The sequence below is a fragment of the Syntrophobacterales bacterium genome (assembly GCA_019429105.1).
Classification (GTDB): domain Bacteria; phylum Desulfobacterota; class Syntrophia; order Syntrophales; family UBA5619; genus DYTH01.
The window spans coordinates 89,049-115,536 of sequence record JAHYJE010000001.1 but is presented as its reverse complement, the minus strand read 5'-3'; the positions used below and the strand labels follow the sequence as shown (position 1 = coordinate 115,536).

At 54.3% G+C, this 26,488-nt stretch carries 25 protein-coding genes; 8 read left to right on the top strand and 17 right to left on the bottom strand.

What is annotated here, in order from left to right; all coding sequences use genetic code 11:
* The first annotated feature begins 153 nt into the window (after nucleotides 1-153).
* The 3 genes from K0B01_00520 to K0B01_00510 all read left to right on the top strand — a co-directional run bounded on the left by K0B01_00520 (nucleotide 154) and on the right by K0B01_00510 (nucleotide 2,726).
* Nucleotides 154-1,923 (top strand): aldehyde ferredoxin oxidoreductase, encoded by a 1,770-nt coding sequence (locus K0B01_00520; GenBank protein ID MBW6484625.1) that lies wholly within the window; start codon nucleotides 154-156, stop codon nucleotides 1,921-1,923.
* 193 nt (nucleotides 1,924-2,116) lie between these two features.
* Entirely contained in the window at nucleotides 2,117-2,353 is a 237-nt protein-coding gene (locus K0B01_00515; GenBank protein MBW6484624.1) for a MoaD/ThiS family protein, read from the top strand.
* 1 nt (nucleotide 2,354) lies between these two features.
* Nucleotides 2,355-2,726: a MoaD/ThiS family protein gene (locus tag K0B01_00510; protein ID MBW6484623.1), complete on the top strand. Its 372-nt coding sequence runs from the start codon at nucleotides 2,355-2,357 to the stop codon at nucleotides 2,724-2,726.
* Between the two features lie 82 nt (nucleotides 2,727-2,808).
* Here K0B01_00510 and K0B01_00505 read toward each other — a convergent pair whose 3' ends face one another.
* The 14 genes from K0B01_00505 to K0B01_00440 all read right to left on the bottom strand — a co-directional run bounded on the left by K0B01_00505 (nucleotide 2,809) and on the right by K0B01_00440 (nucleotide 17,565).
* Entirely contained in the window at nucleotides 2,809-4,266 is a 1,458-nt protein-coding gene (locus K0B01_00505) for an NADH-quinone oxidoreductase subunit N (protein ID MBW6484622.1), read from the bottom strand.
* A 52-nt stretch (nucleotides 4,267-4,318) separates the two neighbouring features.
* Entirely contained in the window at nucleotides 4,319-5,836 is a 1,518-nt protein-coding gene (locus K0B01_00500; GenBank protein ID MBW6484621.1) for an NADH-quinone oxidoreductase subunit M, read from the bottom strand.
* 62 nt (nucleotides 5,837-5,898) lie between these two features.
* Nucleotides 5,899-7,887, bottom strand: a complete 1,989-nt coding sequence (gene nuoL, locus K0B01_00495; protein MBW6484620.1) for an NADH-quinone oxidoreductase subunit L — start codon at nucleotides 7,885-7,887, stop codon at nucleotides 5,899-5,901.
* A 78-nt stretch (nucleotides 7,888-7,965) separates the two neighbouring features.
* Nucleotides 7,966-8,277 (bottom strand): NADH-quinone oxidoreductase subunit NuoK, encoded by a 312-nt coding sequence (gene nuoK / locus K0B01_00490; protein ID MBW6484619.1) that lies wholly within the window; start codon nucleotides 8,275-8,277, stop codon nucleotides 7,966-7,968.
* Between the two features lie 57 nt (nucleotides 8,278-8,334).
* The gene (locus tag K0B01_00485) at nucleotides 8,335-8,874 is read right to left on the bottom strand and encodes an NADH-quinone oxidoreductase subunit J (protein ID MBW6484618.1); all 540 of its coding nucleotides are present in this window, start codon (nucleotides 8,872-8,874) and stop codon (nucleotides 8,335-8,337) included.
* Nucleotides 8,871-9,281, bottom strand: a complete 411-nt coding sequence (gene nuoI, locus K0B01_00480; GenBank protein MBW6484617.1) for an NADH-quinone oxidoreductase subunit NuoI — start codon at nucleotides 9,279-9,281, stop codon at nucleotides 8,871-8,873. The genes K0B01_00485 and nuoI overlap by 4 nt, the downstream gene beginning before the upstream one ends.
* Nucleotides 9,282-9,295: 14 nt before the next feature.
* Nucleotides 9,296-10,282 carry an NADH-quinone oxidoreductase subunit NuoH gene (gene nuoH, locus K0B01_00475; GenBank protein ID MBW6484616.1) on the bottom strand — a complete coding sequence of 329 codons (987 nt, stop codon included), beginning with the start codon at nucleotides 10,280-10,282 and terminating at the stop codon, nucleotides 9,296-9,298.
* Nucleotides 10,283-10,391: 109 nt separating this feature from the next.
* Nucleotides 10,392-12,809 (bottom strand): molybdopterin-dependent oxidoreductase, encoded by a 2,418-nt coding sequence (locus K0B01_00470; protein ID MBW6484615.1) that lies wholly within the window; start codon nucleotides 12,807-12,809, stop codon nucleotides 10,392-10,394.
* Between the two features lie 16 nt (nucleotides 12,810-12,825).
* Nucleotides 12,826-14,775: an FAD-dependent oxidoreductase gene (locus K0B01_00465; protein MBW6484614.1), complete on the bottom strand. Its 1,950-nt coding sequence runs from the start codon at nucleotides 14,773-14,775 to the stop codon at nucleotides 12,826-12,828.
* Between the two features lie 55 nt (nucleotides 14,776-14,830).
* Nucleotides 14,831-16,006 (bottom strand): NADH-quinone oxidoreductase subunit D, encoded by a 1,176-nt coding sequence (locus tag K0B01_00460; protein MBW6484613.1) that lies wholly within the window; start codon nucleotides 16,004-16,006, stop codon nucleotides 14,831-14,833.
* 28 nt (nucleotides 16,007-16,034) lie between these two features.
* Nucleotides 16,035-16,526 carry an NADH-quinone oxidoreductase subunit C gene (locus K0B01_00455; protein MBW6484612.1) on the bottom strand — a complete coding sequence of 164 codons (492 nt, stop codon included), beginning with the start codon at nucleotides 16,524-16,526 and terminating at the stop codon, nucleotides 16,035-16,037.
* Complete coding sequence (locus K0B01_00450; GenBank protein ID MBW6484611.1) at nucleotides 16,519-17,013, bottom strand: NADH-quinone oxidoreductase subunit B; 495 nt, start codon at nucleotides 17,011-17,013, stop codon at nucleotides 16,519-16,521. Before K0B01_00450 ends, K0B01_00455 begins: the two co-directional genes overlap by 8 nt.
* On the bottom strand, nucleotides 17,004-17,357 hold the full coding sequence (gene ndhC / locus K0B01_00445; GenBank protein ID MBW6484610.1) for an NADH-quinone oxidoreductase subunit A: 354 nt from the start codon (nucleotides 17,355-17,357) through the stop codon (nucleotides 17,004-17,006). The genes K0B01_00450 and ndhC overlap by 10 nt, the downstream gene beginning before the upstream one ends.
* 25 nt (nucleotides 17,358-17,382) lie before the next feature.
* Nucleotides 17,383-17,565, bottom strand: coding sequence for a hypothetical protein (locus K0B01_00440; GenBank protein ID MBW6484609.1), 183 nt, complete (start codon nucleotides 17,563-17,565; stop codon nucleotides 17,383-17,385).
* Between the two features lie 88 nt (nucleotides 17,566-17,653).
* Here K0B01_00440 and K0B01_00435 point away from each other — a divergent pair, with 88 nt between their 5' ends.
* Both K0B01_00435 and K0B01_00430 read left to right on the top strand, forming a co-directional pair.
* A complete protein-coding gene (locus K0B01_00435) occupies nucleotides 17,654-19,018 on the top strand; it encodes a TolC family protein (GenBank protein ID MBW6484608.1) in 1,365 nt (454 codons plus the stop codon).
* Between the two features lie 36 nt (nucleotides 19,019-19,054).
* A complete protein-coding gene (locus K0B01_00430) occupies nucleotides 19,055-20,611 on the top strand; it encodes a DUF4301 family protein (GenBank protein MBW6484607.1) in 1,557 nt (518 codons plus the stop codon).
* A gap of 10 nt (nucleotides 20,612-20,621) precedes the next feature.
* Here the strand turns inward: K0B01_00430 and K0B01_00425 are convergent, their stop codons facing one another.
* From K0B01_00425 to K0B01_00415, 3 genes are all read right to left on the bottom strand, one after another.
* On the bottom strand, nucleotides 20,622-21,617 hold the full coding sequence (locus K0B01_00425) for a tRNA 4-thiouridine(8) synthase ThiI (GenBank protein MBW6484606.1): 996 nt from the start codon (nucleotides 21,615-21,617) through the stop codon (nucleotides 20,622-20,624).
* An 18-nt stretch (nucleotides 21,618-21,635) separates the two neighbouring features.
* On the bottom strand, nucleotides 21,636-23,393 hold the full coding sequence (locus K0B01_00420) for a LysM peptidoglycan-binding domain-containing protein (protein MBW6484605.1): 1,758 nt from the start codon (nucleotides 23,391-23,393) through the stop codon (nucleotides 21,636-21,638).
* 146 nt (nucleotides 23,394-23,539) lie between these two features.
* Nucleotides 23,540-24,730 carry an acyl-CoA dehydrogenase family protein gene (locus K0B01_00415; protein MBW6484604.1) on the bottom strand — a complete coding sequence of 397 codons (1,191 nt, stop codon included), beginning with the start codon at nucleotides 24,728-24,730 and terminating at the stop codon, nucleotides 23,540-23,542.
* A gap of 455 nt (nucleotides 24,731-25,185) precedes the next feature.
* On the opposite strand from K0B01_00415, the gene K0B01_00410 reads away from it, so the two are divergent.
* From K0B01_00410 to K0B01_00400, 3 genes are all read left to right on the top strand, one after another.
* Complete coding sequence (locus K0B01_00410; protein MBW6484603.1) at nucleotides 25,186-25,524, top strand: type II toxin-antitoxin system PemK/MazF family toxin; 339 nt, start codon at nucleotides 25,186-25,188, stop codon at nucleotides 25,522-25,524.
* Nucleotides 25,525-25,998: 474 nt separating this feature from the next.
* Nucleotides 25,999-26,145 carry a BrnT family toxin gene (locus K0B01_00405; GenBank protein MBW6484602.1) on the top strand — a complete coding sequence of 49 codons (147 nt, stop codon included), beginning with the start codon at nucleotides 25,999-26,001 and terminating at the stop codon, nucleotides 26,143-26,145.
* Nucleotides 26,111-26,254 carry a hypothetical protein gene (locus K0B01_00400; protein MBW6484601.1) on the top strand — a complete coding sequence of 48 codons (144 nt, stop codon included), beginning with the start codon at nucleotides 26,111-26,113 and terminating at the stop codon, nucleotides 26,252-26,254. The genes K0B01_00405 and K0B01_00400 overlap by 35 nt, the downstream gene beginning before the upstream one ends.
* Nucleotides 26,255-26,488 lie beyond the last annotated feature (234 nt).

Below are 26,488 nucleotides of genomic sequence, written 5' to 3'. Positions count from 1 at the left end.
TCCTACAAAGGTCTTGACAGCCGGTATTTATCAGCGTAGAAAAAACATAACCATTCATTGTGGCTGCACAAATAGGAACAACCATCAGCCCCGCACGCCGGAACCGGACGAAACAGTTCACTTAACTCACAAATCAAAGAAAGGAGAATCATCATGACAGCTTGTATTTTGCGCATCAACATGACCGATCTGACCTATCGCGTCGAAGACGTCCCGGAAGCCTACAAGAATCTGGGTGGGCGCGGACTGACTTCGTCCATTGTCGCCGACGAGGTTCCGCCGCTGTGCCATCCCCTCGGCCCCAACAACAAGCTCGTCTTTGCGCCGGGCATGGTGACGGGCACGGTTGCGCCCACGTCGGCTCGCGTCTCGGCCGGGGCAAAGTCGCCCCTGACCGGCGGCATCAAGGAGTCCAATGCCGGCACCTCGTGGGCGCGCGACCTGGCGAAGCTGCAGGTCAAGGCTATTGTGGTCGAGGGCCAGCCCAAGGGAAAAGACAAGTTCTGGGGCGTCCATCTTGCCTGGGACGCAACGGCGGGCAAGCCTGAAGTTGAGTTCTTCGACGCGGCTGAATATGCAGGCAAGAATCTGTACGAGGTATTCCCGAAGGTTTACGAACGGTTCGGGAACAAGGTTGTCATCGCCGGATGCGGCGTGGCGGGTGAATATGGCTACGCTAACTCGGGCATAGCTTATAACGATGAATTCCGCCGTCCCAGCCGTTATTCCGGGCGCGGCGGTTTGGGCGCTGTCATGGCCGGCAAGGGACTCAAACTGATCGTCATCAACAACGACGGAGCTCCCGGCGTGTCCATTGCCGACAAGTCCCTGTTTGATCAGGGACGGAAGAAGCTGGTGAATGCCCTTTTGACCCACGACATCACCAAGCCCAAAGGCACCCTGAACACTTACGGCACGGCGGCTTTGATCAATGTTCTCAACGAGGCCGGCGGTCTGCCCACTCGCAATTTTTCCAGCGGCCGCTTTGAAGGCGCCGGCAGCATCGCGGGCGAGGCCATCTTTGATGGGGTCAAGGAACGTACCGGCAAGGAAACGTACAACCATGGCTGCAGCCCCGGCTGCGTGATCCAGTGCTCGAACACCTGGTACAAACCCGATGGCACGGAGCACACCTCCTGCGTCGAGTACGAGTCGGCCTGGGCGTTGGGCGCCGACTGCGGCATCGACAATCTGGACGATGTGGCGGAGATGGTTCATCTGTGCAATGCCTATGGTCTGGACACGATCGAAACCGGCACTGCCATCGCTGTTGCGATGGAGGGCGGCGTGCTCAAGTTTGGCGACGGCAAGGGGGCGATCAACTTGGTAGAGGAGATGGGCAAAGCGACCCCGATGGGCCGGATCCTGGGCGGCGGTACGGAGCTTGCCGGCAAGGCGTTGGGCGTGATCCATGTGCCCACGGTCAAGGGTCAGAGCATGCCTGCCTATGAGCCGCGCGCCGTCAAGGGCATGGGCGTAACCTACGCCACCACCACCATGGGCGCCGACCACACCGCCGGCTATACCGTCGCGCCCGAAATTCTGGGCGTCATGGGCAAGCAGGACCCGCTCAGCCCGGAGGGCAAAGCCGCGTTGAGTCGCGCGTTTCAGGCGACCACGGCCTTCATTGATTCCAGCGGCCACTGTTTATTCATCGCCTTCGCCATTCTCGACATTGCCAGTGGCTATGAAGGCATGGTCGAAGAGACCAACGGCGTTTTGGGCACCAACTGGAGCGCGGACGACATCCTTGCCCTGGGCGTTTCCATCTTGAAGAAGGAGCGCGCGTTTAACGAGGCAGCCGGCATCGGCAAGGCCGCCGACCGTGTCCCCGAGTTCATGACAATGGAGCCGTTGCCGCCGCACAATCAGGTCTTTGATGTGCCGGCCAGCGCCCTGGATTCGGTCTTTGCAGAGCTGTAGCAGATTGCAGCATAAGTACGGGCGGGTCAACAACTGCCCTGCCCGTTTGCTTCCGAGGCAAGATGCCCAGAATTATAACCGATAGCAACTGCCGGTTGGCTCTGCCCGAAGATTTTATCAAACGCCGCCGCCTTGCCGCCCACCGGGAATACTGGCTGGACGAGCGCGATTGTCAGATGCTCATGAGGCGAATATGCGCGTTCAAGCGAAACTTTTTGCCACCTTGCGCCATTACGCTCCCGGCGCGCCGGGACGTCCCTTTGAAGTTGACTTGGCCGAGGGAGCTACCGTAGCGGATTTGCTCCGTCAGTTGGACGTGCCTGCTGAAGAAGTGAAGATGGTTTACGTCAATGCCCGTGCCCGGCCTGTGGATTGGCCGCTGGAAGCCGGCAGTGAAGTCGGGATATTTCCGCTGATTGGAGGGGGATAGCGTGGAGGTTGCAATAGATGCCTGGCTCTATGGCGCTTTGGCGCTTTACGGCGGAGAGTCGGGCAAGGGGAGGAGCTACGCCAACCTGCAGGTGCGCCTGCCTTCGGGAAGCACGGTTAATGATTTAATGGCCCGCCTGAAAATGCCGACCGCGGAGCGGGGGATTACGTTCATCAACGGCAAGTTGAGCGCCATGCCCGGTCTGCAGCCGGATTTGAACCACGTTTTGGGCGACGGCGACCGTGTGGCCTTTTTTGATCCCCGGAGCATGTGGCCGTTCCAATACCGGAACGGCGTGCCCATGGTCGGCGAGATGGCCGACGCAATGCAGGCAAGCCAGGACCATGGCCTACATCACACTTATAAAGCCTGAAACCCTATAAATGCCCGTTTGAGACGCAACTCGTCTTGCCAATGACTGACTCGGGCGCGCGCGTTTATCTTCGGCTTCCTGCTTACATGAAAATATTGGTCGAGCTGTGCGCAATCATTAGAAACACGCGTGGGAATATGCCGAGATAGAAAACCGCCGCAACGCTGATGGCGATGGCAACCGTGGAGCCGATGGAAAAATCGGGGATGCCGATCTCCGCTTCCGGTTCCTTGAAGTACATGTACATGATGACCCGCAGGTAGTAATAGACGGCCACCACGCTGTTGAGCACCCCGATTACCGCAAGCCAGTAATAACCGGAACGGATCGCGTCGGTCAGGACATAGAACTTGCCCATGAAGCCGGCCAGCGGGGGAATGCCTGCCAGGGAGAGGAGAAAGACAGCCATTGCCGCTGCAATCACCGGATGTCTGCCGGCGAGACCGGCGTAGGATTCGATGCCGGTGTTCGGAAAGCCCTTGCGTCCCAGGATCATTACAATCGCAAAGGCGCCGATCGTCATGAAGCTATAGACAAGCAGATAATACAGAACAGTGGAGGAAAGGGAGCGGTCGCCTACGGTCATGGCGATCAGGATGTATCCGGCGTGGGCGATGCTCGAATAGGCGAGCATTCTTTTGACGTCGTTTTGGCGCAGTGCGGTCAGGTTTCCCAAAGTCATCGTGGCGACGGCGAGAATCCATAACATGAATGTCCAGCCGGGCAGAAAGGGATGAAAAGCCGTGTACAGCACCCTCAAAAACGCGCCGAACGCGGCGGCCTTGACGCCGGTTGCCATATAGGCGGTGATCGAGGTCGGCGCCCCCTCATAGACGTCAGGCGTCCACATGTGAAAAGGCACGGAGGCTGTTTTGAAGCCGAAACCGACAATCAAAAGGGCCAGACCCGCCATGAAGGTGGGCGTCGCCATAAAGTTGCCGCTGTTCAAATATCCGGCGATTTCCCGGATATCGAGCATGCCGGTAGTCCCGTAAATCAGGGCCATGCCGTACAGAAGAAAGGCGGTGGCAAAGGCGCCGAGCAGGAAATATTTGAGGGAGGCTTCCACGGATTTGGCGTTCCCGCCCATCAGACCGCAGAGGATATAGATGGAGATTGACATCAACTCCAACCCGATAAAGATGGTGATAAAGTTGTTCGATGACACCATGATCATCATTCCGAGCGTTCCGAAGAGAAGCAGGGTGTAATATTCCCCCCGGGCCATATCCTCCCGGTCAACATAGCGATAGGAAAGCAGGGTGACGAGGATCAGGATCGCAAGAACGACTCCCCGGAAAAATACCCCGAAATTGTCGATCGTGTAAAGATGATTGAAGATGTCCAGATTGCCGTTCCATAACTGAAATGTGTAATAAAGCGCGATGATGGCCCCGATAAGCGGCATGGCCTCCACCAGAAACCAGGTGCCGTTCTTCTTGCGCAACAGGGTCAAAAGGAGCGTGGCGATCGCGAAGACGGTGATGACGATCTCCGGGATGAGCCATCCAAAGTCCATTTCAGGTATCTGTACAACCATAATTTCCTACCTTTTCGTATTAGTCGAAAAAACTTTATGAAATCCGTTCATTTTACTGAGCCTTTACCGATATGGCGGGAGCAGCGGCTTTGGCATGAATATACTGAAGATAATTAGTCGCCGAGACGTCCATCTTCTTGAAAAACGGCTGGGAGTAAATGCCCATGAAGAAGATGAAAAAAATTATCAGCACGAGAATGGTTATTTCGCGCTTGTTGACATCCTTTAATTTCCGATTTTCCTCTTTCTTTATCTCCCCGTACATGACGCGCTGAAACATCCAGAGCATATATACGGCGCTAAGAACGACCCCGGTAGTTGCGATAACGCCGAAGCTCACGTTGCTGCGAAAGGTCCCCAGCAAGATGAGAAACTCGCCGACAAAGCCGTTTGTGCCCGGCAGGGCGATCGAGGACAGGGTGATGATCAGGAAGGATACGGCAAAGATCGGCATGGTTTTGGCAAGTCCGCCGAACTCGGCGATCATCCGCGTATGTCTTCTTTCATAGATCATGCCTACCGCGAGGAAGAGGCCGCCGGTGCTGATCCCGTGGTTCAGCATCTGGTACATGCCGCCCTCCAGACCCTGCATGTTGAAGGCAAAGAGGCCAAGCATCACGTAGCCGAGATGGCTGACCGAGGAATAGGCGATGAGCCTCTTCAAGTCGCTCTGCATGATGCACATGATCGCCCCATAAACGATCCCGATGAGGGCAAGTGTGGAGAGGATCGGCGCCGCGGCAAAGGCTGCCTGCGGGAACAGCGGAATGGCGAATCTCAGAAATCCGTAAGTTCCCATCTTCAGCATGACCCCGGCCAGGATCACGCTGCCGGCAGTCGGCGCCTCGGTATGGGCGTCCGGCAGCCAGGTGTGAAACGGGAACATCGGCACCTTGATCGCAAAGGAAAGGGCGAAGGCGGCAAAAAGCCAGTACTGTTTGGCAAGCGGAATATTTGCCTTGTAGAGTTCAAACAGGTTGAAGGTGTAGGAACCGGACTCGGCGCCGTAATGGAAATAGAGAGCCATGATCGCCAGCAGCATCAGCACGCTGCCCGCCATCGTGTAGAGGAAAAACTTTACCGCCGCGTAGATCCGGCGAGGCCCGCCCCAGACGCCGATCAGCAGATACATCGGCACCAGCATCAGTTCCCAGAATATGTAGAAAAGTACGAGATCAAGCGCGCAGAGCGCCCCGACCAGCGCCGTTTCCAAAATCAAAAAAGCGAAGTAGTACTCCTTTACCTTGTCTTTGATGGCATCCCAGGATGACAGTACGCAAATCACCGTCAGGAACGTGGTGAGCATCACCAGCAGCATGCTGAACCCATCGATTCCCAGGTTATAGCTGATGCCCAGCTCCGGAAACCACGAGACGTTTTCCGTGAACTGCATCCCGGCGGTCGTTTCGTCAAAACTGAAAAAGAGCGGCAGAGAAAGCGCAAATTCGATGATCGTCCAGACAAGCGTCAATCCCTTGGCAAGCGCGGGGTTGTTTCGCGGCAGCAGCATTACGACGATGGCCCCGGCCAGTGGGAGAAAAATGAGTACGCTCAAAAGGGGATATGTCATGTTCATTCACCAATCCAGTGTAATAAAATAAAAAAACATCTGTTCAATGTTGACCAAACGCCTTAAAAAAGTGGCGCAAAGACGATATAGCCGACGACGATAATCGCCCCGAGAATCATGCCGAACGCATACTGCTGCACGACGCCGGATTCAAACTTACGCAAATGACCGCCAGCCCATTGCAGGAAACTGCCCGTACCGTTGACGATTCCTTCGATGATCCCGATATCCACGACCTTCAGGAGGAACGCCCCCGCTTTCAGGATCCCGCGGACAAACACAAAATCGTAGAGTTCATCAACGTAGTATTTGTTATTGACAACCTTGAAGAGGCCCGGAAACGCCGCCGTGAACTTTTCGGGGAGTTTCGTATTGCTGACATAGAGCCAATAGGCGATGAGGATGCCGATCAGCGCGGTTACAACCGAGGCGACCATGAGGGTAATTTCCAGAGAGGCTTCGCCTGCCGCCTCCGCTCCGGAAGCCCAGGCGCTGCTAATGAGACTGAAGCTGGCGGCTGCCGCTCCCGAATGGGCTGTACCTCCGCCCAAGACCGGGGCAAGGAACTGGTCGAAAAGATTGGTTCCACCCAGGACATGGGGTATCCCGACATAACCGCCGGCAATGGCCAAAAAGGCCAGGATCATCAGCGGAACCGTCATCACCTTGGGCGATTCATGAATGTGGTGCTTGATCTCCTCCGGGACGTGGCTTTCGCCGTAGAAAACCCTGAAGAGAAGGCGGAACATGTAAAATGCCGTCATTCCGGCTGTAAGCGCGGCCAGAAACCAGATCAGGATGTGGCCGTGCGGGGAGCTGAAGGCCTTCCAGAGGATTTCATCCTTGCTGAAAAAGCCGGAAAAGCCCGGGATCCCGGCGATCGCCAGGCAGGCGATAAAGAATGTCCAGAAGGTGACAGGAATCTTTTTTCTCAGTCCGCCCATCTTGCGCATGTCCAGCTCGCCGCTCATCGCGTGCATGATGCTGCCGGCTCCGAGGAAGAGCAGACCTTTGAAGAAGGCGTGGGTCATCAGGTGGAAGATGCCGGCGGAATAAGCGCCGACGCCGACTGCGACAAACATGTAGCCGAGCTGACTGATCGTCGAGTAGGCAAGCACCTTCTTGATGTCGTACTGGGCAAAGCCGATCGTTGCCGCGAAAAACGCAGTCAAAACGCCGATTATTGCGACGATCATCATCGTGTCGGGGGCCATGCTGTAGAGAAAATTGAGACGGGCGATCATATAGACCCCGGCGGTCACCATCGTTGCCGCATGGATGAGGGAGCTCACCGGCGTAGGGCCTTCCATTGCGTCCGGGAGCCAGACATAAAGGGGAAGCTGCGCGGACTTGCCCACGGCGCCGACAAAAAACAGGAAGGTTATTATACTGACCAAGCTCCCGTTGAGGAGGTGGGCGTTAGTCTTTATTTCTCCGAAATTAAGCGTCCAGACGCCTTGGGCGCCGAGGCTCAAAAAAAGCAGGAAGATCCCCAAAAGAAAGCCGAAGTCGCCGATCCTGTTGACAATAAATGCCTTTTTGCCGGCATCCGACGCGGAGTCCTTCTCATACCAGAAGCCGATCAGCAGATATGAGGAGAGCCCGACCCCCTCCCAGCCGACAAACATCATCAGCAGGTTGTTGCCGGTAACCAGCACGAGCATCATGAAGACAAACAGGTTGAGTTCGACGAAGAACCGCTTGATGCCGGGATCGTGCGCCATGTAGCCTATCGAATAAACGTGGATAAGAAAGCCGACGCCGGTGACGGTCAGGGACATGACCAGGGAAAGCGCGTCAATTTTGAATCCCAGCGGGATGTAAAGCTCACCGGAGGATATCCAGTTGTAGATATTGATTTCGAAGATCCTCGCTGCCGCGGGCATCTGCAGAAATTCGATAAAGATGGCGACGGCGGTGAGAAAGGAGAGAAACACCGCCAGGCAGGCGATCCAGGAAACTGCGCCCTTGGACATTCTGGCGCCGAAAAAACCATTGAAAATGAATCCGATTGCCGGGAAAAGTGGTATCAGCCAGATGTAGTCAGCCATTTATCTTTCCTTCTTTAAAAAGCGTTGTTAAAAAATTTTACTCCCGCAGTCCTTCTCATTCCAGCCGGCAATGCCCGTTCAGCCCTTCAGGAGGCTTGCCTCATCAGCATTGACGGCGCCCTTGATCCGGAAGAGCATTACAAAAATGGCCAGACCAACCGCTGCCTCGACGGCAGCTACCGTCATCACGAAAAAAACAAACACCGAGCCGTCCATTGAGGAAAAGGCATTGCCGGAGGAGATGAAAACCAGGTTGACGGCGTTGAGCATCAGCTCTATCGACATGAAAATGACGATCGCGTTTTTGCGGGTAATGGCGCCGATTGCCCCGATTACAAAGACGATGGCGCTTAAGATGTAACAGTAACTTGCTGGAATTTCCTGCAACATGTCTAACTCCTGTCGGTATGTTTGATTATGAACGGCGCCCCCAAGTCATCCCGTGCCTCATTTGCTTTTCCGGGAAAGAACAACGGCCCCGATAATCCCTACCAGTAGAAGAATCGAGGCGATCTCGAACGGGAAAAGGTACTGACCGTAAAGCAGGGTTCCGACTGTTTTTGCGTTTCCCAGGCTGGTCACCGCCTCTGCCGGGTAAGAGCCGATTTTCGCTGTGGTCTGATAAAAAAGGGCGCCGAAGATCAGTTCGAGCAGAAGAATTATCACCGCCAATGACCAGGCTGCCTTTTTCGTGAAGTTCATGGATATTTTTTTCTGTTCGCTCTGCGCGCCGTTATCGAGGCTGACCATCATGATGACAAAGAGGATCAGCATCATGATCGCGCCGGCATAAACCATAACCTGCGCCACCGCGATGAACTGGGCATTCAGAAGCAGGTAAATGACGGCCATCGCGAAGAAGGTCAGGATCATCCACAGGGCGCTGTGGATGGGATTTTTTCTTGTCGTCATCAGTAGGGACGAGACGATAACCACAAGCGCCGCAACGAAAAAAACAATCAATTTGAAACTTATTGCACCCATCATCCTATCCTTTTTGCGGAAAGCAGGCTCTCTTTCGTCAGTTTAAAATCAGCCCGTGAATAGTGTATGAATTCGTAATCCCCGCCCAGTCTGATCGCGTTTACCGGACACGCCTCCTGGCAGAATCCGCAAAAGACGCACCGCAGGGCGTCAATATCATAGCTCCCCGGGTAGCGCGTGCCATCCTCCCGCTCCCTGATTTCCAGCTTGATGCAGTGAGAAGGGCAGACGGCGACGCACAGGCCGCAGGCGACGCACGCCGTTTCTCCCTGATCGTTCTTTTCGAAATAGTGCATGCCCCGCCAGCGCGGCGAGACAGCCCTTTTCTCTTCCGGGTAGCGGATCGTCACCGACTTCGAGAAAAAGACCTTTAACGTTAACTTGAGACCTTTCAGCAACGGAATTATCATAAAAATTGCCTCATCTATCTAAGCGCTACAATTAAAGCGGTGACGACGACATTGGCGAGCGCCGCCGGGAAAAGGAACTTCCAGCCCAGCTTCATGATATGGTCATACCTCATCCGCGGGAAGGTGCCCCTGATCCAGATGAAGATAAACACCATCGCAAATGTTTTTCCGATGAACCACACCGGGCCCGGCAGAAATGGGCCGAGCCAGCCGCCAAAGAAGAGGGTAATCGTCAGGGCGGAAACCGTGACAATATGCGCGTACTCGGCGATCATGAACATGGCGAACTTCATGGAGCTGTACTCGATGTTGAAGCCGCAGGCAAGCTCGCTTTCCGATTCCGGCATGTCGAACGGCGTACGGTTGATCTCGGCCAGCGCCGCGACAACGTACAGCAGAAACGCGAACGGCTGGTAGAGAATGAACCAGCCATCCCTCTGCGCTTCGACAATCTGCGTCAGCCTGAGCGAACCGGCAAGGATGATCGTGCCGATGAGGATTAGCCCCAGGGCTACCTCGTAGCTGATCATCTGCGCCGCAGCCCGGAGCGAGCCCAATACGGCGTACTTGTTGCTCGAAGCCCAGCCGCCGAGGACAATGCCGTACTCTCCCAGGGTGCCCAGCGCGAAGATGTAGAGAAGGCCGATGTCAATGTCGGCAATGACCAGTTTAACTTCGCGGCCCCAGATGGTTACGCTGTCGCCGAAAGGGATGACGGCGAACATCGAAAGGGCTGTGACGAACGTAATCATCGGGGCGAGCACATAAACCGTCTTGTCGGCGTTTGTGGGAATAATGTCCTCTTTGACAAAGGATTTTATCCCGTCCGCGATCGGCTGCAGCAGGCCCCAGGGGCCTACCCGGTTGGGGCCGACCCTGACCTGAAGGTAACCGAGGAACTTGCGTTCGACCAAGGTCAGGTAGGCGACGCACAGCATGAGGATGGTCACGACCACCACGATTTTTATCAGAGATTCGAGGGTGTAGTAGTAAGGTTCCATTTTCAGCCCTTGGAAAAGAGTTGCGTCCGCCGCCCAGGAACAACGAGCCTGTTGTCTTGCCTGGCGAGGGAGCTTTTTTTATGTTCAGAAACTTCTTTTTTCTTCACAATCAAGCCTTTTTTACGGTAACATCGTTTACCTTGGCCGGTCGCGCAAAGAGGGAAATCATTTCAACATGTTTACTGAAAAGAATGCACTCCAGCGAACCCTTCCGGATGCCCTTTTTGACGACAACCGGGCTGGTCGCTGCCCCGGCGTCGCCCGCGAGCGCGACGACATCTCCGGTCGAAACATTCAGTTCCGCTGCATCCTCGGGGGAGATCCGCAACAGATCGGTCTGAGTTTGCCCAACGCCTTCTCCATAAACCGTCACGTCGGCAAGCTGGTGATTCATGAACAGATCGCGGAGGATCAGCTTGTACCTGCCGGTTTCTTTATGAGCAGGCTGGTTGGCCTCTCCACTGCCAAATTTGGCAAAGGCCGGTTTGTCGGTTTTTACAGCCAGCGTTTCAACCCCGTCCCCACCTTTTGCAAACAGACCGGTTTGGCGAATTTCCGCGGTAACGCTTGGGGAATTCTCATAACTCTTCCCGCCCAGCAGCCCCAGCAGGCTGCTTAAGAAGTCAAACCCGGCGGAGGGCCCGCTGCAAGCCTTATGCACAGTGCTTACGGCGCCGTTTCCCGAGATGAAGGAGCCATCCTTTTCGGCAAAGCCGGCGGAAGGGATGACGATGCTGGCGCCCTCCATAACCCTGGTCGGCAATATATCGCAAACGGCTACAAACTCTTGCCGGGCGAGGGATTTTTTCACCATTTTGCCGTTCAGATACTGGAAGGGGTCGTCTTCATAGAGAAAGATTCCGGAGATGCCGGAATCGTCCAGGAGACTGTCCGGGGCGGCCATTTCCTTCAGCAGCGAAACGGCGCCGAGGGCGTTTGCCTGAAGGGCTGTCGCCATGACGAGTCCCCGTTCCGGGAGGCCCTTCAGCAGGCAGAAATTCAAAAGCGCAGTCAGACTCGCCTCATTGTCGGTGATCCCGGAGGCGAAAATTACACAGACGCTGTCGGCATCGGCAATAAGCTGATACGCCTTATCGAGCAGGCCGGCGTCGACGCCGGCCGGGGTCTGCAATGCTTCTGCCGAAATCCCGGAAAGCGACTGTTTTAATTCTGCAAAACCGGCAAATGCTTCGGCAGCTTTATCGTGTTTGCCGTCCTTGAGGAGCCGGGCGGAAAGTGCGTTGAAAACCCCGGCGTCACTCCCCGGAAGCGGTTGCAGATGGGCGCTGGCAATGCGGGCGAGCGAATTGTCAAGGGGGTCGATGCTCACAATCCGGGCGCCGGTCAATTTTACCGCCTCTCTGACCTTGTTGGCGAGCAGATGGTTGTTGATCAGCAAATCGGCGCCGGCAACGACGATTGTTTTGCAGCTCTTGATCTTTTCGTAATCATAAACCGGGCTTATCCCCATGCGCGCAAAGGCGGAGGCGATTTTCCCGGTATGATAAACCGCAGCCGAAGCGATCCGGGAATTTTTGAGCGTAGAGGCGATTTGGGAGATGAGAAACAGCTCTTCGTTGGTGGCCCGGGGAGAAACGATAAACCCGACGCCCTTGCCTTCCGCAGAGAGTTTCTTCATGTTTTCCGCTGTATAGCTCAACGCCTCTTCTTTGGTGAGCGTCTTTTTCTGATTGCCCTGCGAGGGTTCCCGGAGCCGCTGGTCGCTGTTGACGAAATCATAACCAAAACGCCCTCTTACGCAAAGCGAATCGTGATTGGGCGGGAGGTTTTTCTCGGTTACGACCTTGGTTATGATCTTTCCGTCCAGGACGTTCAATGTCAACTGACAGCCAAAGCCGCAGTGGGGACAGGTTGTCTCAACCCGCTGGCTTTGCCATGTTCTTGCTTTAACGGGGCTCAGTTTTTCGGTCAGGGCGCCGACCGGACAGACCGAGAGGCACTCCCCGCAGGAGATGCAGTCGCCCGCGTTGCTGGCCGCGATCCTCGCTTCAAAGCCGTTCCCGACGATATCGATTGCCGCCCGTCCCGATACCTCCCGGCAGGCGTTGAAGCAGCGGCCGCACAGGACGCACCGCGCCTCCCAGTAGCGGATAAGCGGCGTCGCGTATTCTTCCCGGTGCTCCTTGCGAACGGCTTCGTACTCGGCTTTTTCGATTTTATGTTCATAGGAGATGTTCTGAAGCTGACATTCCCCGCCCTTGTCGCACTGGGGGCAGTCGAGCGGGTGCGAGGTGAGGATCAGTTGCAAAAACTGCCGCCTCATTCGGAGAAGCTTATCGGATTGGGTCGTAACCTTGATGCCGGCAAGCGCGGGGGTTGTACAGGCGGTCATCGGCTTGTCGCAGCCGTCCACCTCGACGAGGCAAAGGCGGCAGGAGCCGATGGGAGAGAGCTTTTCATGAAAACAGAAGGTAGGTATGTAGATGCCGCTTGCGCGAGCCGCCTCGAGGATCGTCTTCCCCTCCTCGGTAAAAACTTCTTTTCCATCTATAATCAAGCTAATCATGTCTTTTCCTTACCGTTTATCCCAGGGCGATCATGCCTATTCTGTAGCAGCGCAGACAACGGGCGGCCTCTTTTATGGCTACATCCGTTGTGTAACCATCCTCCACTTCGGCGAAGTTCCACTTTCTTTCCAGAGGGTCAAGCATCGGCAGGTGAGACTTGTGCAACCCGCCGATTATACCGATATGTTCCTTTTCATTGTAAACGCCTAACGTGGCAAAGAGGTTGCGGAAATTTTCGTTCGCAGAGGGCGCCGCCTTCTCCCCTTTTAGATAGAGGTCGATCTTTTCCGCGGCCCGCTTGCCGTTGCCGGTTGCCCTGACCAAAACGTCCGGGCCAGTGACGCAGTCGCCGGCGGAAAAAACGCCTGGCTGCGACGTCTCAAAGATTTCGGGATCAACAACTACGGTGTTGCGCTTTGTGGCCTTTATGCCATCGGCTTCGTTCAGGAATGACAAATCAAGCTGCTGCCCGATTGCCGGAATGACGATGTCTGCATCAATAACAAACTCGGAACCCTTTACCGGAACAGGCCTGCGCCGGCCGCTCTGGTCAGGCTCGCCCAGTTCCATCCGAATAAGCTCAACCCCGACAACCTTTCCTTCTTGGGCAATGATTTTTGTGGGGTTGCAGAGGTAGTGGAATTTTACCTCTTCATCCTCGGCATCCTTGATTTCCACGGGATCAGCCGGCATTTCCGCCTTGGAACGGCGGTAAACCAGGTTTACATCCGGCTTTCCGATGCGGAAGGAGGAGCGCACGCAGTCGATTGCCACATTGCCGCCGCCGACAACGACCACTTTCTTGCCTGCCGGATAGGGATCGCGACCGAGATTGATGTCCAGCAGGTACTTTATACCCGGGATATAACCGTCGTAATTCTGATCCTCGCCTTCCACCCCCATCGGCATGCTGCCCTGGGCGCCGACGCCGATGAAGACGGCATCGTAATCCTCGCGAAGCTTGGCGAAGGAGATATCCTTGCCGACCTGAACATTATAGCGGATTTCCACCCCCGACTCCTGCACCAGTTCCACCTCGCGATGAAGGATATCCCTCGGCAGGCGGTAATCGGGGATTCCCATTGCCGCCATTCCGCCCGGCTCGGGGTGCCGCTCAAAGATCGTTGCCTGATGCCCCATCTGGATCAGATAGTTGGCGCAGGAGACGCCGGCGGGACCGGCCCCGATTATTGCAACCTTTTTGCCTGATTTTGCCGCGGTGGGGATTTCCTGATGGCGGTTCGTGTCTATTTCGTAATCGGCGACAAACCGCTTCAGATATTTTATTGACAGGGAGTCATCCACATTGGCCCGGCGGCAGCTTGATTCGCAGGGGCGCACGCAAACCCGTCCCAACGTCCCGGGAAGGCAGATGCTCTTGCGGATGGTGGCCAGCGACTGGGTGAAACGCTGCTCGCTGATCTCCTCAATATAAGCGGGGATATCAAGCCCGCTCGGACAGACGCTCAGGCAGGGGGCGGTGACAGAATAGCGGTAATTTGCGTCCGGCGACTTCTTCTTGCCGGCAATTGCCTCGGCAAAGGCCCGGGGAAAATACTGGAGAGCGTGCAGGATGGGAATCAGGCCGGTCTGGCCGATGGAGCACTTGGAACCATCCCGGATCGAGGGCGCCAGTTCCTTTATTTTATCGATATCCGCATGCGTGCCTTCGCCGGCGGCTATCTTTTTTAACATGTCGCTGATGATGCCGGTTCCTACCCGGCAGGGAAAGCATTTGCCGCAGGATTCGCTCTGGACGGCCCGGGCGTACCTGGCGCACATGCCGACAATGTCAACGTCAGCATCGCGAATGACGATTCCATCCCAGCCGAGGAAGGCTTTTATCGGCTCTCCCGGGCTGAATTCGTCGAGAAGCTTGGTCTTTGCAGACGCCTTAGCGTCCGCCGCGACTCCGCGGTTGTCGATCACTTCGTCCTGCCAGGAACTGAAAATTACGTCTGCCATAGTCATTGCTCTCTCAAAATACGAAGCTTTACGGTAGCGAACCCGTTATTACGCCCTACCGGTCGATCTCACCCAAAACGATGTCAATGCTGCCGATGGCGGCGACAATATCCGCTACCAGAACCCCGTCGATCATCTTCGGCAGGGCGGCGAGATTGATAAAGGAAGGCGGCCTTATCCTTACCCGGCAGGGTTTGTTGGAGCCATCGCTGACAACGTAAAAGCCCAGCTCGCCCTTCGATGATTCAATGGATGCATAAACCTCTCCGGGAGGCGGTTCAAAGCCCTCCTGCATGATCTTGAAGTGTCTGATGAGAGACGCTATATCAGTTTGCACATCCTGTTTGGCGGGGGGAACGATCTGAAGCGCGTCCACGGCGCCGACAGGGCCGGCGGGGAGTCTCTCGACGGCCTGCTTGACGATCCGCCCTGACTGACGCATCTCGATGAGCCTTACCAGATAGCGGTCATAGACGTCGCCGTTTTTCCCCAGCGGCACTTCGAAGTCGAAATCCTCGTAACTCGAATAGGGATAGGCCTTTCTGACGTCGTAGTTGACGCCGGAGGCCCGCAGCACCGGGCCGGTCACCCCGTAGTTGATGCAATCCTCTGCCGACATCGCCGCGACATTCATCGTCCGCCGCTTCCAGATCGGGTTTTTGGTCAGCAGGGTTTCGTAATCATCGATCCGTTTCGGCAATTCCTCGATGAACGCCGTCACGCGGGGAAGAAAGTCATCGGGAATGTCGTCGGCAAGCCCGCCGATGCGGATAAAACTCGGCGTTATGCGCGCGCCGGTTGCCAGTTCCAGGATCTCCAGGACGGTCTCCCGTTCCCGGAATGTATAGAAAAGTACAGTCATGGCCCCGAGGTCAAGGGCGTGAGTTCCCAGCCACAGCAGATGAGCGGCGATTCGCTGCAGCTCGGCCATCATCACCCTTAAATACTGGGCTCTTGGGGGAATCTTGATGTCAAGGAGTTTTTCTACTGCGAGGCAATAGGCGAGATTGTTGGAGATGCCGCTGGTGTAGTCCAGCCGGTCCGTGAGCGGCAGTCCCTGACGCCAGGTCATCGTTTCGAAGAGCTTCTCGATTCCCCGGTGCAGATACCCGATGTGAGGTTCCGACTTGGCGACGTTCTCCCCGTCAAGCTCCACAAGCACCCTCAGCACGCCGTGGGTTGCAGGATGCTGCGGTCCCATATTGATTGTCATGGTGCGTGATTCAGCCATCGCTTTGATGTCCTCAAAAAGTCTCTTTTTATTCGTCCAAACAGACCTGGAACGGTTGATCGAAATTGGGCCCCTTGACGTCGTAATCCTTCCGTAAAGGGTAGCCGACAAAGTCATCGGGCAATAAGATATGCTGCGGATTGGGATGATTTTTGAATGTTATTCCGAACATCTCCGCTGTTTCGCGTTCCATCCAGTTTGCCGCCTTCCAGATAGCGCTGACTGAATCAACTGCAACGTCTGCGGCTACTTTTATTTTTATCCGGAGCCTGTTATTGAACTTCATGCTGTGCAGCAGGTAGGCAATGGTGAAACGGGGACTCTGGCCGGGAAAATCAACCCCCGCCTGGTCGATGAGCATGTCATAGGCAAGCTCGGTATTTTCCCGGAGAAACGTCATGACCTCGAAGAGATTTGGCGCTTCAACAGTAACGGTTGTTTCCCCCCTGAACTCCTCGATTCCCGCGACTGCCTGCGGGAATTTTTCCTTTAACAGATTACCGGCTGAGCGACTATCCATTGTTCCCCCAAGGCAAGCTGACCAGATTTCTCTGTCCGGCTGGTTCCACAGCTATCTTTTTCTGCAGTTCGATTATTGCCTTCAGCAATCCCTCCGGGCGGGGCGGACAGCCGGGCACATAAACATCGACGGGGACAATCTGATCGACCCCCTGCACAACACTGTAGGACTGAAATATCCCGCCGCTGCAGGCGCATGCGCCGTACGCTATGACCCACTTGGGCTCCGGCATCTGTTCGTAAATCCGCCTCAGAATCGGCGCCATCTTCTTGGTTAGTGTTCCGGCGACGATCATCAGGTCCGTCTGGCGGGGGGAGGGGCGAAAAACCTCGGCGCCGAAGCGGGAGATGTCATAGGTGGCGGAACTGGCAACCATCATTTCGAGGGCGCAGCAAGCGAGCCCGAACGTAACCGGCCAGATTGAATTTTTCCTTGCCCAGTTGATAACTTCTTGCACAGTGGCGGGCGCGGCAACTTCTACTCCCATTCCAAGGCCCCTTTCTTCCATACATACAGATAACCGACGAGGAGAATGACTACAAAAAACAGCATCTCCAGAAATCCGAACAGCTTGAGACTCCCTGTAACCAAGGCCCAGGGATAAAGAAACATGATTTCGATATCGAAGATCAAAAACAGCATTGCGGTCAGATAATAACGGATATTCATCTTCATGCGGGTCGGCCCGACTGTCCGCATTCCGCATTCATATGTGTCAAGTTTTGTTTTTTGAGAGATTTTGTTTCCCAGGATGAAGGAAGCGCCGACAATGAGGCATGCGATCAGAAGTGCAAAAACGATAATTATCAGAATTGGAATATAATCGGCCATGCTTTAGAACCCCTTTTGTAAAAGTTCAGCGCAGGAAATATCGAACTGGCGCCGGACGGGTTTTCATCGCATATCTCAGGTCGCGGATGACAGAAAGGCGATTGCTTGAGACCATCGCTTTTTCCCAATCATCAGGAGCGGCTGCTCCCACCTGAAAGCGGTGCCTTGCTACACCGAAGGTTATCGTCTTGTCAAGCAAAAATTTCATCAGTTTTTCAGCTTGACAAAAAAATGTTTTGAACGCATGAAAAACCCGTGCGTTATAGGCAATCACGTTTTTGAGGGGAACAGAAAAGATGCGGAGCTGCTGTTTTTGGGGGAGAACCATTATTTATATCGTGTTTGTCGCATTGACGAGCGGTATTGCTGACGCGGCTGACGCCGGATTCATGACGCTTTCCGAAAGCGTTGAAATCGCCATAAAGCAAAGCCTGCGAGTCAACTCGGCCAAGGAAGGGGTGTTCGGGGCCGAGGCTGTGCAGAGGGAGGCTTTTACCGGGTTTCTTCCGAAGTTCAGCACTTCTTACAGCTATACAAGGTTAAACGAAGAGCCAAGTTTTCTTTTCCCGGACCTTTCCTTCACCCTGCCCGGCGCGCCGCCTGCCCAGAGACTTGCCACCGGCACGAAAAACAATTACAACTGGAACGTTGAGGTCAGGCAACCTCTTTACGCGGGGGGAGGGATTGCTGCCGGTTACGAGGCCAGTCAGGTCGGCGCTGAAATAGCCCGCCTGAACGAGCAGCAGACGATTCTGGATGTCGTTTACGAGGTAAGGATCGCCTACTTCAACATCCTGAAGGCTCAGCGGGCGGTGGAGGTTGCGGTCCAGGCGCTTAAAAGGTTGACCGCCCATCGTGACGCCGCCAGCGCTTTTTACGAGACCGGAATTATTCCCCGCAACGATCTGCTGCGGGCGGAGGTTGAACTGGCGGCGGGCAGACAATCCCTGCTGCGGGCAGAAAACGGCGTGGAGTTGGCGAAAGCAAGATTCAACACCTTGCTCAGGAGGAAGATCAACTCCCCGGCAACTATCGAGGACAGCTTGACAAAAGCCGTTGCCGTTGAACCCCTTGATGCCTGCATAGCCGCCGCCTTGGCGCGCCGTCCGGAGATACAAGCTTATCAACTCAGGTGGAATCAGGCGAAAATTCTGGTAAAACAGGCCAAAAGCGAATACTACCCGAATCTATCTCTTTCGGGAAATTACGCACGGTACGGGGACACGCCGGGGGTGGCAGGGAGCGACTACCGCGATCAGGAAAACTGGTACGTCATGGCGGTTGCGAACTGGACTTTCTGGGAGTGGGGAAAAACCAAAGACCGCGTTGACGCCGGGAAAAGTCGTGAAAATCAGGCCGCTGATCTGCTTGCCGGTCTGCGGGAGCAGATAGCCCTGGAGGTAAAAAGCAGTTATCTTTTATTCGGCGAGGCGCAAAAACAGTTGCCGGTGGCAAAAAAAGCGATCGAGCAGGCGGAAGAAAACTTTCGGATCAACACGGAAAGGTACAGCGAGCAGGTAGGAACCGCCACGGATGTGATAGACGCCCAGACCATTCTGACTGCGGCCCTGTCCGATTATCAGAACTATCTCGGCGATCTTAACATGGCGAAGGCGCGGTTGGATCGGGCAATGGGCGCCGCCGTCAGAACTGGTCGGTAGCGGAAAAAATTGCAGGAAAAGGGCAAAGGGGGAAAAATGACCGGAGAACAGAGGAGCGGCGGCTGGTCAGAGAAGGACCGGGGGGCAATTGCCTCTGCGGGGCTTACCATTGAAGCGGTCGAAAGGCAGCTCGCAATCTTTCGCGAAGGGGTCTCCCCGGTGCGTTTGCTCAGGCCCTGCACCATAGGAGACGGGATCGCTGTCCTTGCCGATGAAGGGCGTCCCCGGCTAATGGAGGTCTGCGAAGCGGCGCGGGAAGATGGCCGCCTGTTGAAGTTTGTGCCTGCCTCCGGGGCGGCAAGCCGGATGTTTCATGAGTGGCACGCAGCATTGGCGAAGGGGGGGTTTGGGGAGCGAGAGGAAGAGGAAAACTTTCGTCTCTCCCTCAACAGTTACGCGTTTTCTTCGGATCTGGAAAAAGTTCTTGCCGATATAGGCATGTCCCTTGCGCAAATGATTACAAGCTGCCGGTATGCGGAGTTACTTGACTGCATCCTGACTGACAAGGGGTTGAATTTGGGGAGCCTTCCCAAGGCCCTCCTCAAATTTCACCATTACCCCGATTGCACAAGAACCGCCATCGAGGAACACTTAGTCGAGGCGGCTCTGTATGTGCGGGATGAGAACAGGATCGCCCGCATCCATTTCACCGTCTCCGGCGACCACGAAAAGATGGTGCGGGAAAGACTTCTGCAGGTCATCCGGGATTACGAGGTCCGCTTTGACACGGTGTTTGATTTTGATATCTCCATACAGAATCCTGCCACCAACACGCTTGCCGTCGATCTTGCCGGGCGCCCTTTTCGTGATGAAAAAGGGGAGCTTCTCTTCAGGCCGTCGGGGCACGGGGCGCTGTTGATGAATCTCGACAGCCTGGATGCGGATATCGTCTTCATAAAAAATATCGATAATGTCGTAGTTGACCGTTATAAGGAAGAGACGGTTCTCTGGAAAAAATTGCTGGCCGGTTACTTGCTTACTGTGCAGGCGGAGTTGTTCCACAATTTGCTGGTTCTCGAAAATCCCAATCCTGCCGGGAAAGAAATTCCCGGGATCGCAGAATTCTGCCGGGAAAAGTTGAATATCCCCCTGCCGTCTGTTTTCGGGAGTCTGACGGAGGGCGAAAAACGCCATTTCCTGTTCGATAAATTAAACCGGCCGCTGCGTGTCTGCGGGATGGTAAAAAACGAGGGCGAACCGGGCGGCGGCCCTTTTTGGGTGGAAAGCCGGGGAGGCGCCTGCGTTCCTTCCTTGCAAATTGTGGAAGAGGTGCAGATAGACAGGGAGGATCAAGAACAGTTGGCTGTCTGGTCTTCCTCAACCCATTTTAATCCGGTGGACCTCGTCTGCGGACTGCGTGATTACCGGGGGCGCAAATTCAGGCTGGCCGATTTTGTCGATCAGGAAACATCCATTATCACCAGAAAAGCGGAGAAGGGAAGGGACATTCTTGCATTGGAAAGACCGGGACTCTGGAATGGTTCCATGGCCTTCTGGAATACAATTTTTCTCGAGGTCCCACCAGCCACGTTTGCCCCGATTAAAAGGGTCAGGGATCTGCTCCGCCCCTCCCATCAGCCGTCTGCTGAATGATTGCGGAAGATCAGATCATCATCCCTGCCGAGGCCTCCGGCGGCAGGGCGATTGACTTTAACGACGATGAAATTCCATTTTGCAGGCAGGTGACGAAAATCTCCTGGTTGCGAGGCGCATCGCTGTAGCGGAGGCAAATCCGACCGGCGAGGGAGCGCGTTTCTGCATCGCCTCCGTAGGGTACAAGGACGGTAGGCCCCGGAAAGTCATTTACGCGGATGAGCGCGTCTTCCGGTTCCGCCATACCCTCGATCAGATCGTTTTCGCTTGAATTTCTGCCGACTATGGCCTTTATATTGTCGCGCAGCCGCAGGTGCCGGCCAGTTTTCAGCAGTTCTATGTCCCGGATGCGGTATTGGGGAGCATGCGCGAAAAGGTCGCGCAGCCGCTTGGAGAATATCGGGTCTGTCAGCAGGCAGCCCCCGGCCGGCGACGGCCAGGAGGCGATGCCTAAACTGTTGGCCAGCTCGATCTGCCGTTTGCGGCCTCTTCCCTGGAAATCAAGAAGACGGTTGCGATCCACCTTGCCGGTAAGTTCCGGTTCCGTTTCCGGAAGGAGCTTTGCAGACAGGGGGCGAAGCAGGCGGCCGGAAAGACCGGCGTTTTTGGCTATCATGATGAGGGTTTGTTTCCCCTGGGACATGGGTCTTTGCCCCACAACCTCCCCGGTGAACAGAAAGTTCGCCCCGGTCTCTTCCATTAACTGTCCGGCGATTTTCAACATAAGTGTATGGCAGTCGATGCAGGGGTTCATATTCTTGCCGTAGCCGTGACGCGGTGCGTGGAGCATGTCAAGATGCGCTTGCGTTATGTTCATAATCACGTGAGGGATGCCGAGCCGAAGGGCGGTTGCCTTGGCCCGGGCGGCGCTGAAAAAAGGGGTTTCGAAGGTCAGTCCGGTGACCTCTATTCCCTGGTCGGCGATGATCCTGCTGGCAAGGATGCTGTCTAAGCCCCCGGAGAAAAGTAAAATTGCCTTTGTGCTCAAGCTGTCAGTTCCTTTCATGAAGATTAAAATTTGTTTTTAATAGCGGATGACCAGAACCTTGGGGCCGCTATAGATTATCGGCAAGATCCAGGCAGGCAAGTCGAAATCCGTCAGATATATTTGTTCGCCATCTTTTACGCTGCTGATGGCGGAAAACGAAATGTTGAGCCGGCTTTTCACCCCCTCCATGGGGATTCGGGAAGAAAAATAGCCGAAGGAGGCAGGCAGCCCCGCCCCCCGGAGCATCGCTTCGATAAGAGACCGGCCCTTGTCGTTTTCTCCGATTGTAAGAAGCTCAAATCCTGAATTTTTGAGGATTTTCATGAACTGGTCGGGCAGTTTTTGGGGATGCAATATCAGCTTTTGCTCGCCTTTGCGCAGCAGAAGATCTGCCGTTATGAAAAGATTGAAGCCGTTTTCGGCCTGTTTGAAGATTGCCACCTCTGCCTTGCGCTGGGTTGGCTCTCCCAGAGCCTTTAGCAGTCTCTCCGCAAGGGCGATCCCCTGAAGACCGCTTAAATCTTCCCGGATTATCTGTAAATTATCGGGGGGACTATGAGGCAGGATTTTCTCTTTGGCGATCTGTGTGACGGCAAGGCCGTTTTGTTCGAGAAAAAGTTTTGCCGCTTCGGGCAAGGGCGGCTCGCCCAAAGCGAGCAGGAAAATACCCTGACGGTAGCTGCCGCCATCCGTTTTTCTGTTGCCGGAGATGAGCCAGTCGGGAAAGACGGCGATCTCCGGCTTGGCTGTCACCAGCAAGGGTTTTTCCACGCGCGTCATCCGGTAATTCTGCGCATGGCCGATGATTCCCCGCAATGTTTCGGCTGGGTTCTGCATTTCCAGGTTTGTCAGAAAATAATGGCTGCGCCAGTACTGGTGGATCAACTGCCTGACTTCATTAGGCAGTATGTTTTCATAGTCGAGAAAAACTATTGTTCCATCATCAAGTTCTACAGAAGGAATCAGCGAGGAGTCGATGCTTATCTGAGTGGCGCCCGGTAGCGGAATGAAATAACTTCCCGCAGTGTTGAGAGAGCCGTTAATCCCCTCTATTACCGGTTTAATCTCGAGCAGAAGCGCCTGCAGGGCCGGATGGGTTTTGGCAGCGGGCGTTTCTTGGGCAGATTGCTTGGATTCCGCTCCTTCAGCCCTGATCATCTCGGCGGGCAAAAGCAGCGTCTGTCCGGCCGGGAGATTATTCATATCCGCTATACCGGGATTTGATTTGAGGATTTTGCGGTATGTCTCAATTATCTCCTCCGGCGTCAACGGGCGGCCATTGCCTTCCGGTTTCAGTTCGGCAAGGAGTATCCTGCTGATAGAGTCGTTTTCCTTGATCAAATAGGGCGACAGTTTCTGGCCGTTCTGTTGTTTTGGGTGTGTGTTTGCCAAGGGAAAGTCGGCTTGTTCGGATGACGGCAGAACGATCTTTTGGCCGGGATATATTTTATTGATATCCCGCAATCCGGGATTCAAACGTCTAACCAGGGACAGGGAAACCGGTTTGCCGCCGGGTATTTTTTTGAGGATTGCGAGGAGAGACTCGCCTTTTTTGACCACATGGATTTTACCGGCGCCTCTGCCGATGGTTTTTTGAAAACTCAAGCGGGCGCCGTCCTGTCTGGCATCGAGGAAAGACGAGGGTAAAAAGGCAAGAAGAAGCAGGAGAAAAATAATTAAAGATCCCCTGCCCGGCAGCCCGGTTCTTTTGTGAAATCCATGCTTTTGGGCGGTTTTCCCCTGGCCGCTGCTTTGGTTGTTTCCAGCAGTGAGCGGGCAAGCGCGACTTTTCATAGACTTTCCTTTTTTAGCCCGGCATTTCTCTATAAACCCCCATGCCCCGGGAGGCACAACGAATGATGAAAGCGGGGCTTGATGTTCACAAAATATGTACGGGACGCGCCCCGTCCTGTCCGGGAGGTCCGCAGGCCGATTGTTCGTTATTGACCACTCTGGAAATTATCGCGCAGCAGTTCCCGGGCGATGATAATCCTGCGGATCTCCGCTGTTCCGGCACCCACATCCCAGAGCTTCTGGTCAAGATAGTGACGGGAAACCGGGTATTCACTGCAATACCCATATCCTCCGTGAATCTGCACAGCGGCGTCGGCAATCTTCGTCCCCATCTCCCCGCAGAAAAGGAGGGCCGCCGCCGCCTTGCGATCAAGTTCGGTTCCCTTGCCGCCGATCTTTACCAGGAGTGAATCACAGTAGGATGCGGCGCTGTAAGCCATCCATTTTGAGGCATTGTATCCTGTGTACATGTCGGCAAGTTTTCCCTGGATAAACTGGAACGAGGCGAGGGCCTTTCCGAACTGCACCCGCTCCTTGGCGTATTTGATGCTGAGTTCCAGACAGGCCCGCTGGGAGCCGAGCGAACAGCCGCTCAAGGTTATCCGTTCCGTGCAAAGCCCGTTGGTCAGTACCGAAACCCCCTGATTCAAGCCGCCGATCAGATTCTCCTCCGGTATTTCCATATTGTCAAAGGTGAGCAGTCCGGTCGGAGAGCTTTTCATCCCCCATTTGTGGATTTTTTCCCGGTAAAAACCCTTCACATCCTTGGTCAGAAAATAAAATGCCGATATTCCGTGGGCCCCGAGGACAGGCTTGGTTTTGGCGTAGAAGACCATCAAATCGGCAACTGGTCCATTGGTGATGAAGATTTTGCTTCCGTTGATTACGTAGCGGTCGCCCACCTTGAGCGCCCTTGTTGTCATCCCCATGGCGTCGGAGCCGGCATTGGGTTCGGTGATCCCCAGACAGCCGATATATTCGCCGCTGCAAGCTTTGGGAAGGATCTCCATTCTCTGCTCTTCTGTCGCATTCCGGCGGAAATTATCGAAGCAGAGGGTCTGGCTGGCGCCGACGGTCATCGCCAAGGCGTTGCTGACCCGGGCAATGGTTTCATATAAAAGCAGCGTGTCCACATACCCCAGGCCGGCGCCTCCGTATTTTTCCTCATAGGCTATGCCGTTTACCCCTATTTTGCCGAGTTCCCGGAAGAGATCCGGCGGCATCCGGTCCTCCTCGTAGAGCTTCTCCATCTGCGGTTCCAGCCAGGACGAGGCCCAGCGCCAGACGGTATCTTCAAGCATTTTCTGTTCCGGTGAAAGCTCAAAACATAACGACATAAATTCCCCCCTTTTTATTTTTTCAGTTGGCCTGAGCCCGGCTTTGTACCCAAGTCAGGCAAAACTTAAGTTAATGATTTACACCCCTCTGTTTCGCTATTTCAATGGCTGCCAATTTACAGAACAAACGGGATGGGGGTTTATACGATAAGCTTTTTGAAATGTACAGAGGGAAATATGTGCCGGCCACGGTGATTTTGTTCTCCATGCAAGTACCTGATTTTAAATGAAGGATTGAAGTTGAAAACGCGCTATTTCCCGCTTGTTGCGGACAGCAGAAAATTACCGTGATGTGCAGGCAGGGCTTGTGCGGATACTGGCGCAAGTGTACGAGCTTAATTTTATGAATGACTCGCCCGGATGAAGCGTAGTCGGCTATCGATGGAATGTGCAAAACTCGATCCGAAATTTGAAAAAGCTATTGCGGAAGAAGGATTAGCTGAGGATGTGAGCCAATGGCCAGAATATTGAGAGGTGAAATTCGGTGGGCGGATTTGAATCCCGTGCGGGGGAATGAGCAGGCCGGCTTGCGCCCCGTGCTCATTTTAAGCCACGATATTTTCAATGAACGATCAGGTACAGTTATCGCTGTGGCTATTGCAAGCCAGCCACAAACGGCTGGATTCCCGTTAACTCTTGAACTGAAATCTCCCAATTTACCCAAGAAATCATGGCTCAAAATCAGTCAAATCCGAACATTGTCTATTGAGCGGATTGGTAAAGTCATTGGTGAAGCATCTATGGAAGAGTTGAATCAGGCCATAGAAGGGCTAAATGAAATAATTTCGAGGTAATTGCAAAACTATTTGTCATTCCCGAAAGCGGAGCTTAATGTACACAATGCTTCTATCGGGAATACGGTTTTTCAAGCAGTTAGAACCAGATTATGAACATTAAACTTCGTTTTCCCGCTTAAAATCATTGCGGGAATGACAGAATGTGAGAGTTTTGCAATTAGCTCTTGCGTAAAAAAATTAAGGGAGAAAAGGGGAGAGATTTATTTTTTTCTAAGAATGATGCGTTCGTCAAAAGTCGCCAAATTGCCCTTTTTTAATATTTGCAGTCAACAAATTCATATATTTACAAACATCGAAATGGCCAATTCTGACTTTTGACGAGGTTATCAAGAATGACGGCAAAAACCGCCGAATCAGGCGCTTGAGTGGACGGCGGAAAGCGGGCGGTGGCGCTTCGCGGCAAAATCCCTGGCCGCCTCCACTCATCTTTTTCGTTGCATGACGAGAATCCGCTCTGTTGTAAAATTCGTCTTGATTGGAAACTCTAACAAAGACCGTCTTATGGTAGTTGTTTACACGGAAAGAGTCGACAACATCAGACTGATTAGCGCAAGAAAGGCATCAAAAAAAGAAAGGAACCAATATGAAGAGAATGCAAAAAAATCCGGACATGCTTGAAGAGTACGATTTCAGCAAAGGCGTTCAGGGCAAATACGCAAAGAGATATGCGGAAGGCACGAACGTTGTAGTCATCGAGCCAGACGTTGCGAAGGTCATGATTCAGTGAATCAGGCACTGAGATCGCTGGTGGAAATCATTAGAAGGCAAAAGAAACTTGCATAACTGCGGCATCCACCGGATCGGCCATAAAGCCGGTCTTCCGGCGATATCTGGCGTTGCCCCCCTACGCTCCGGGGGGAACGCGCGAGTTAAGCAGCTCACTCCTGATTCTCCCTCCGCTCTGGCTGATTTTTTCGTTGGTGCAACCTAAAAAAATAGCATCTGGGGGAGATGATTTTGC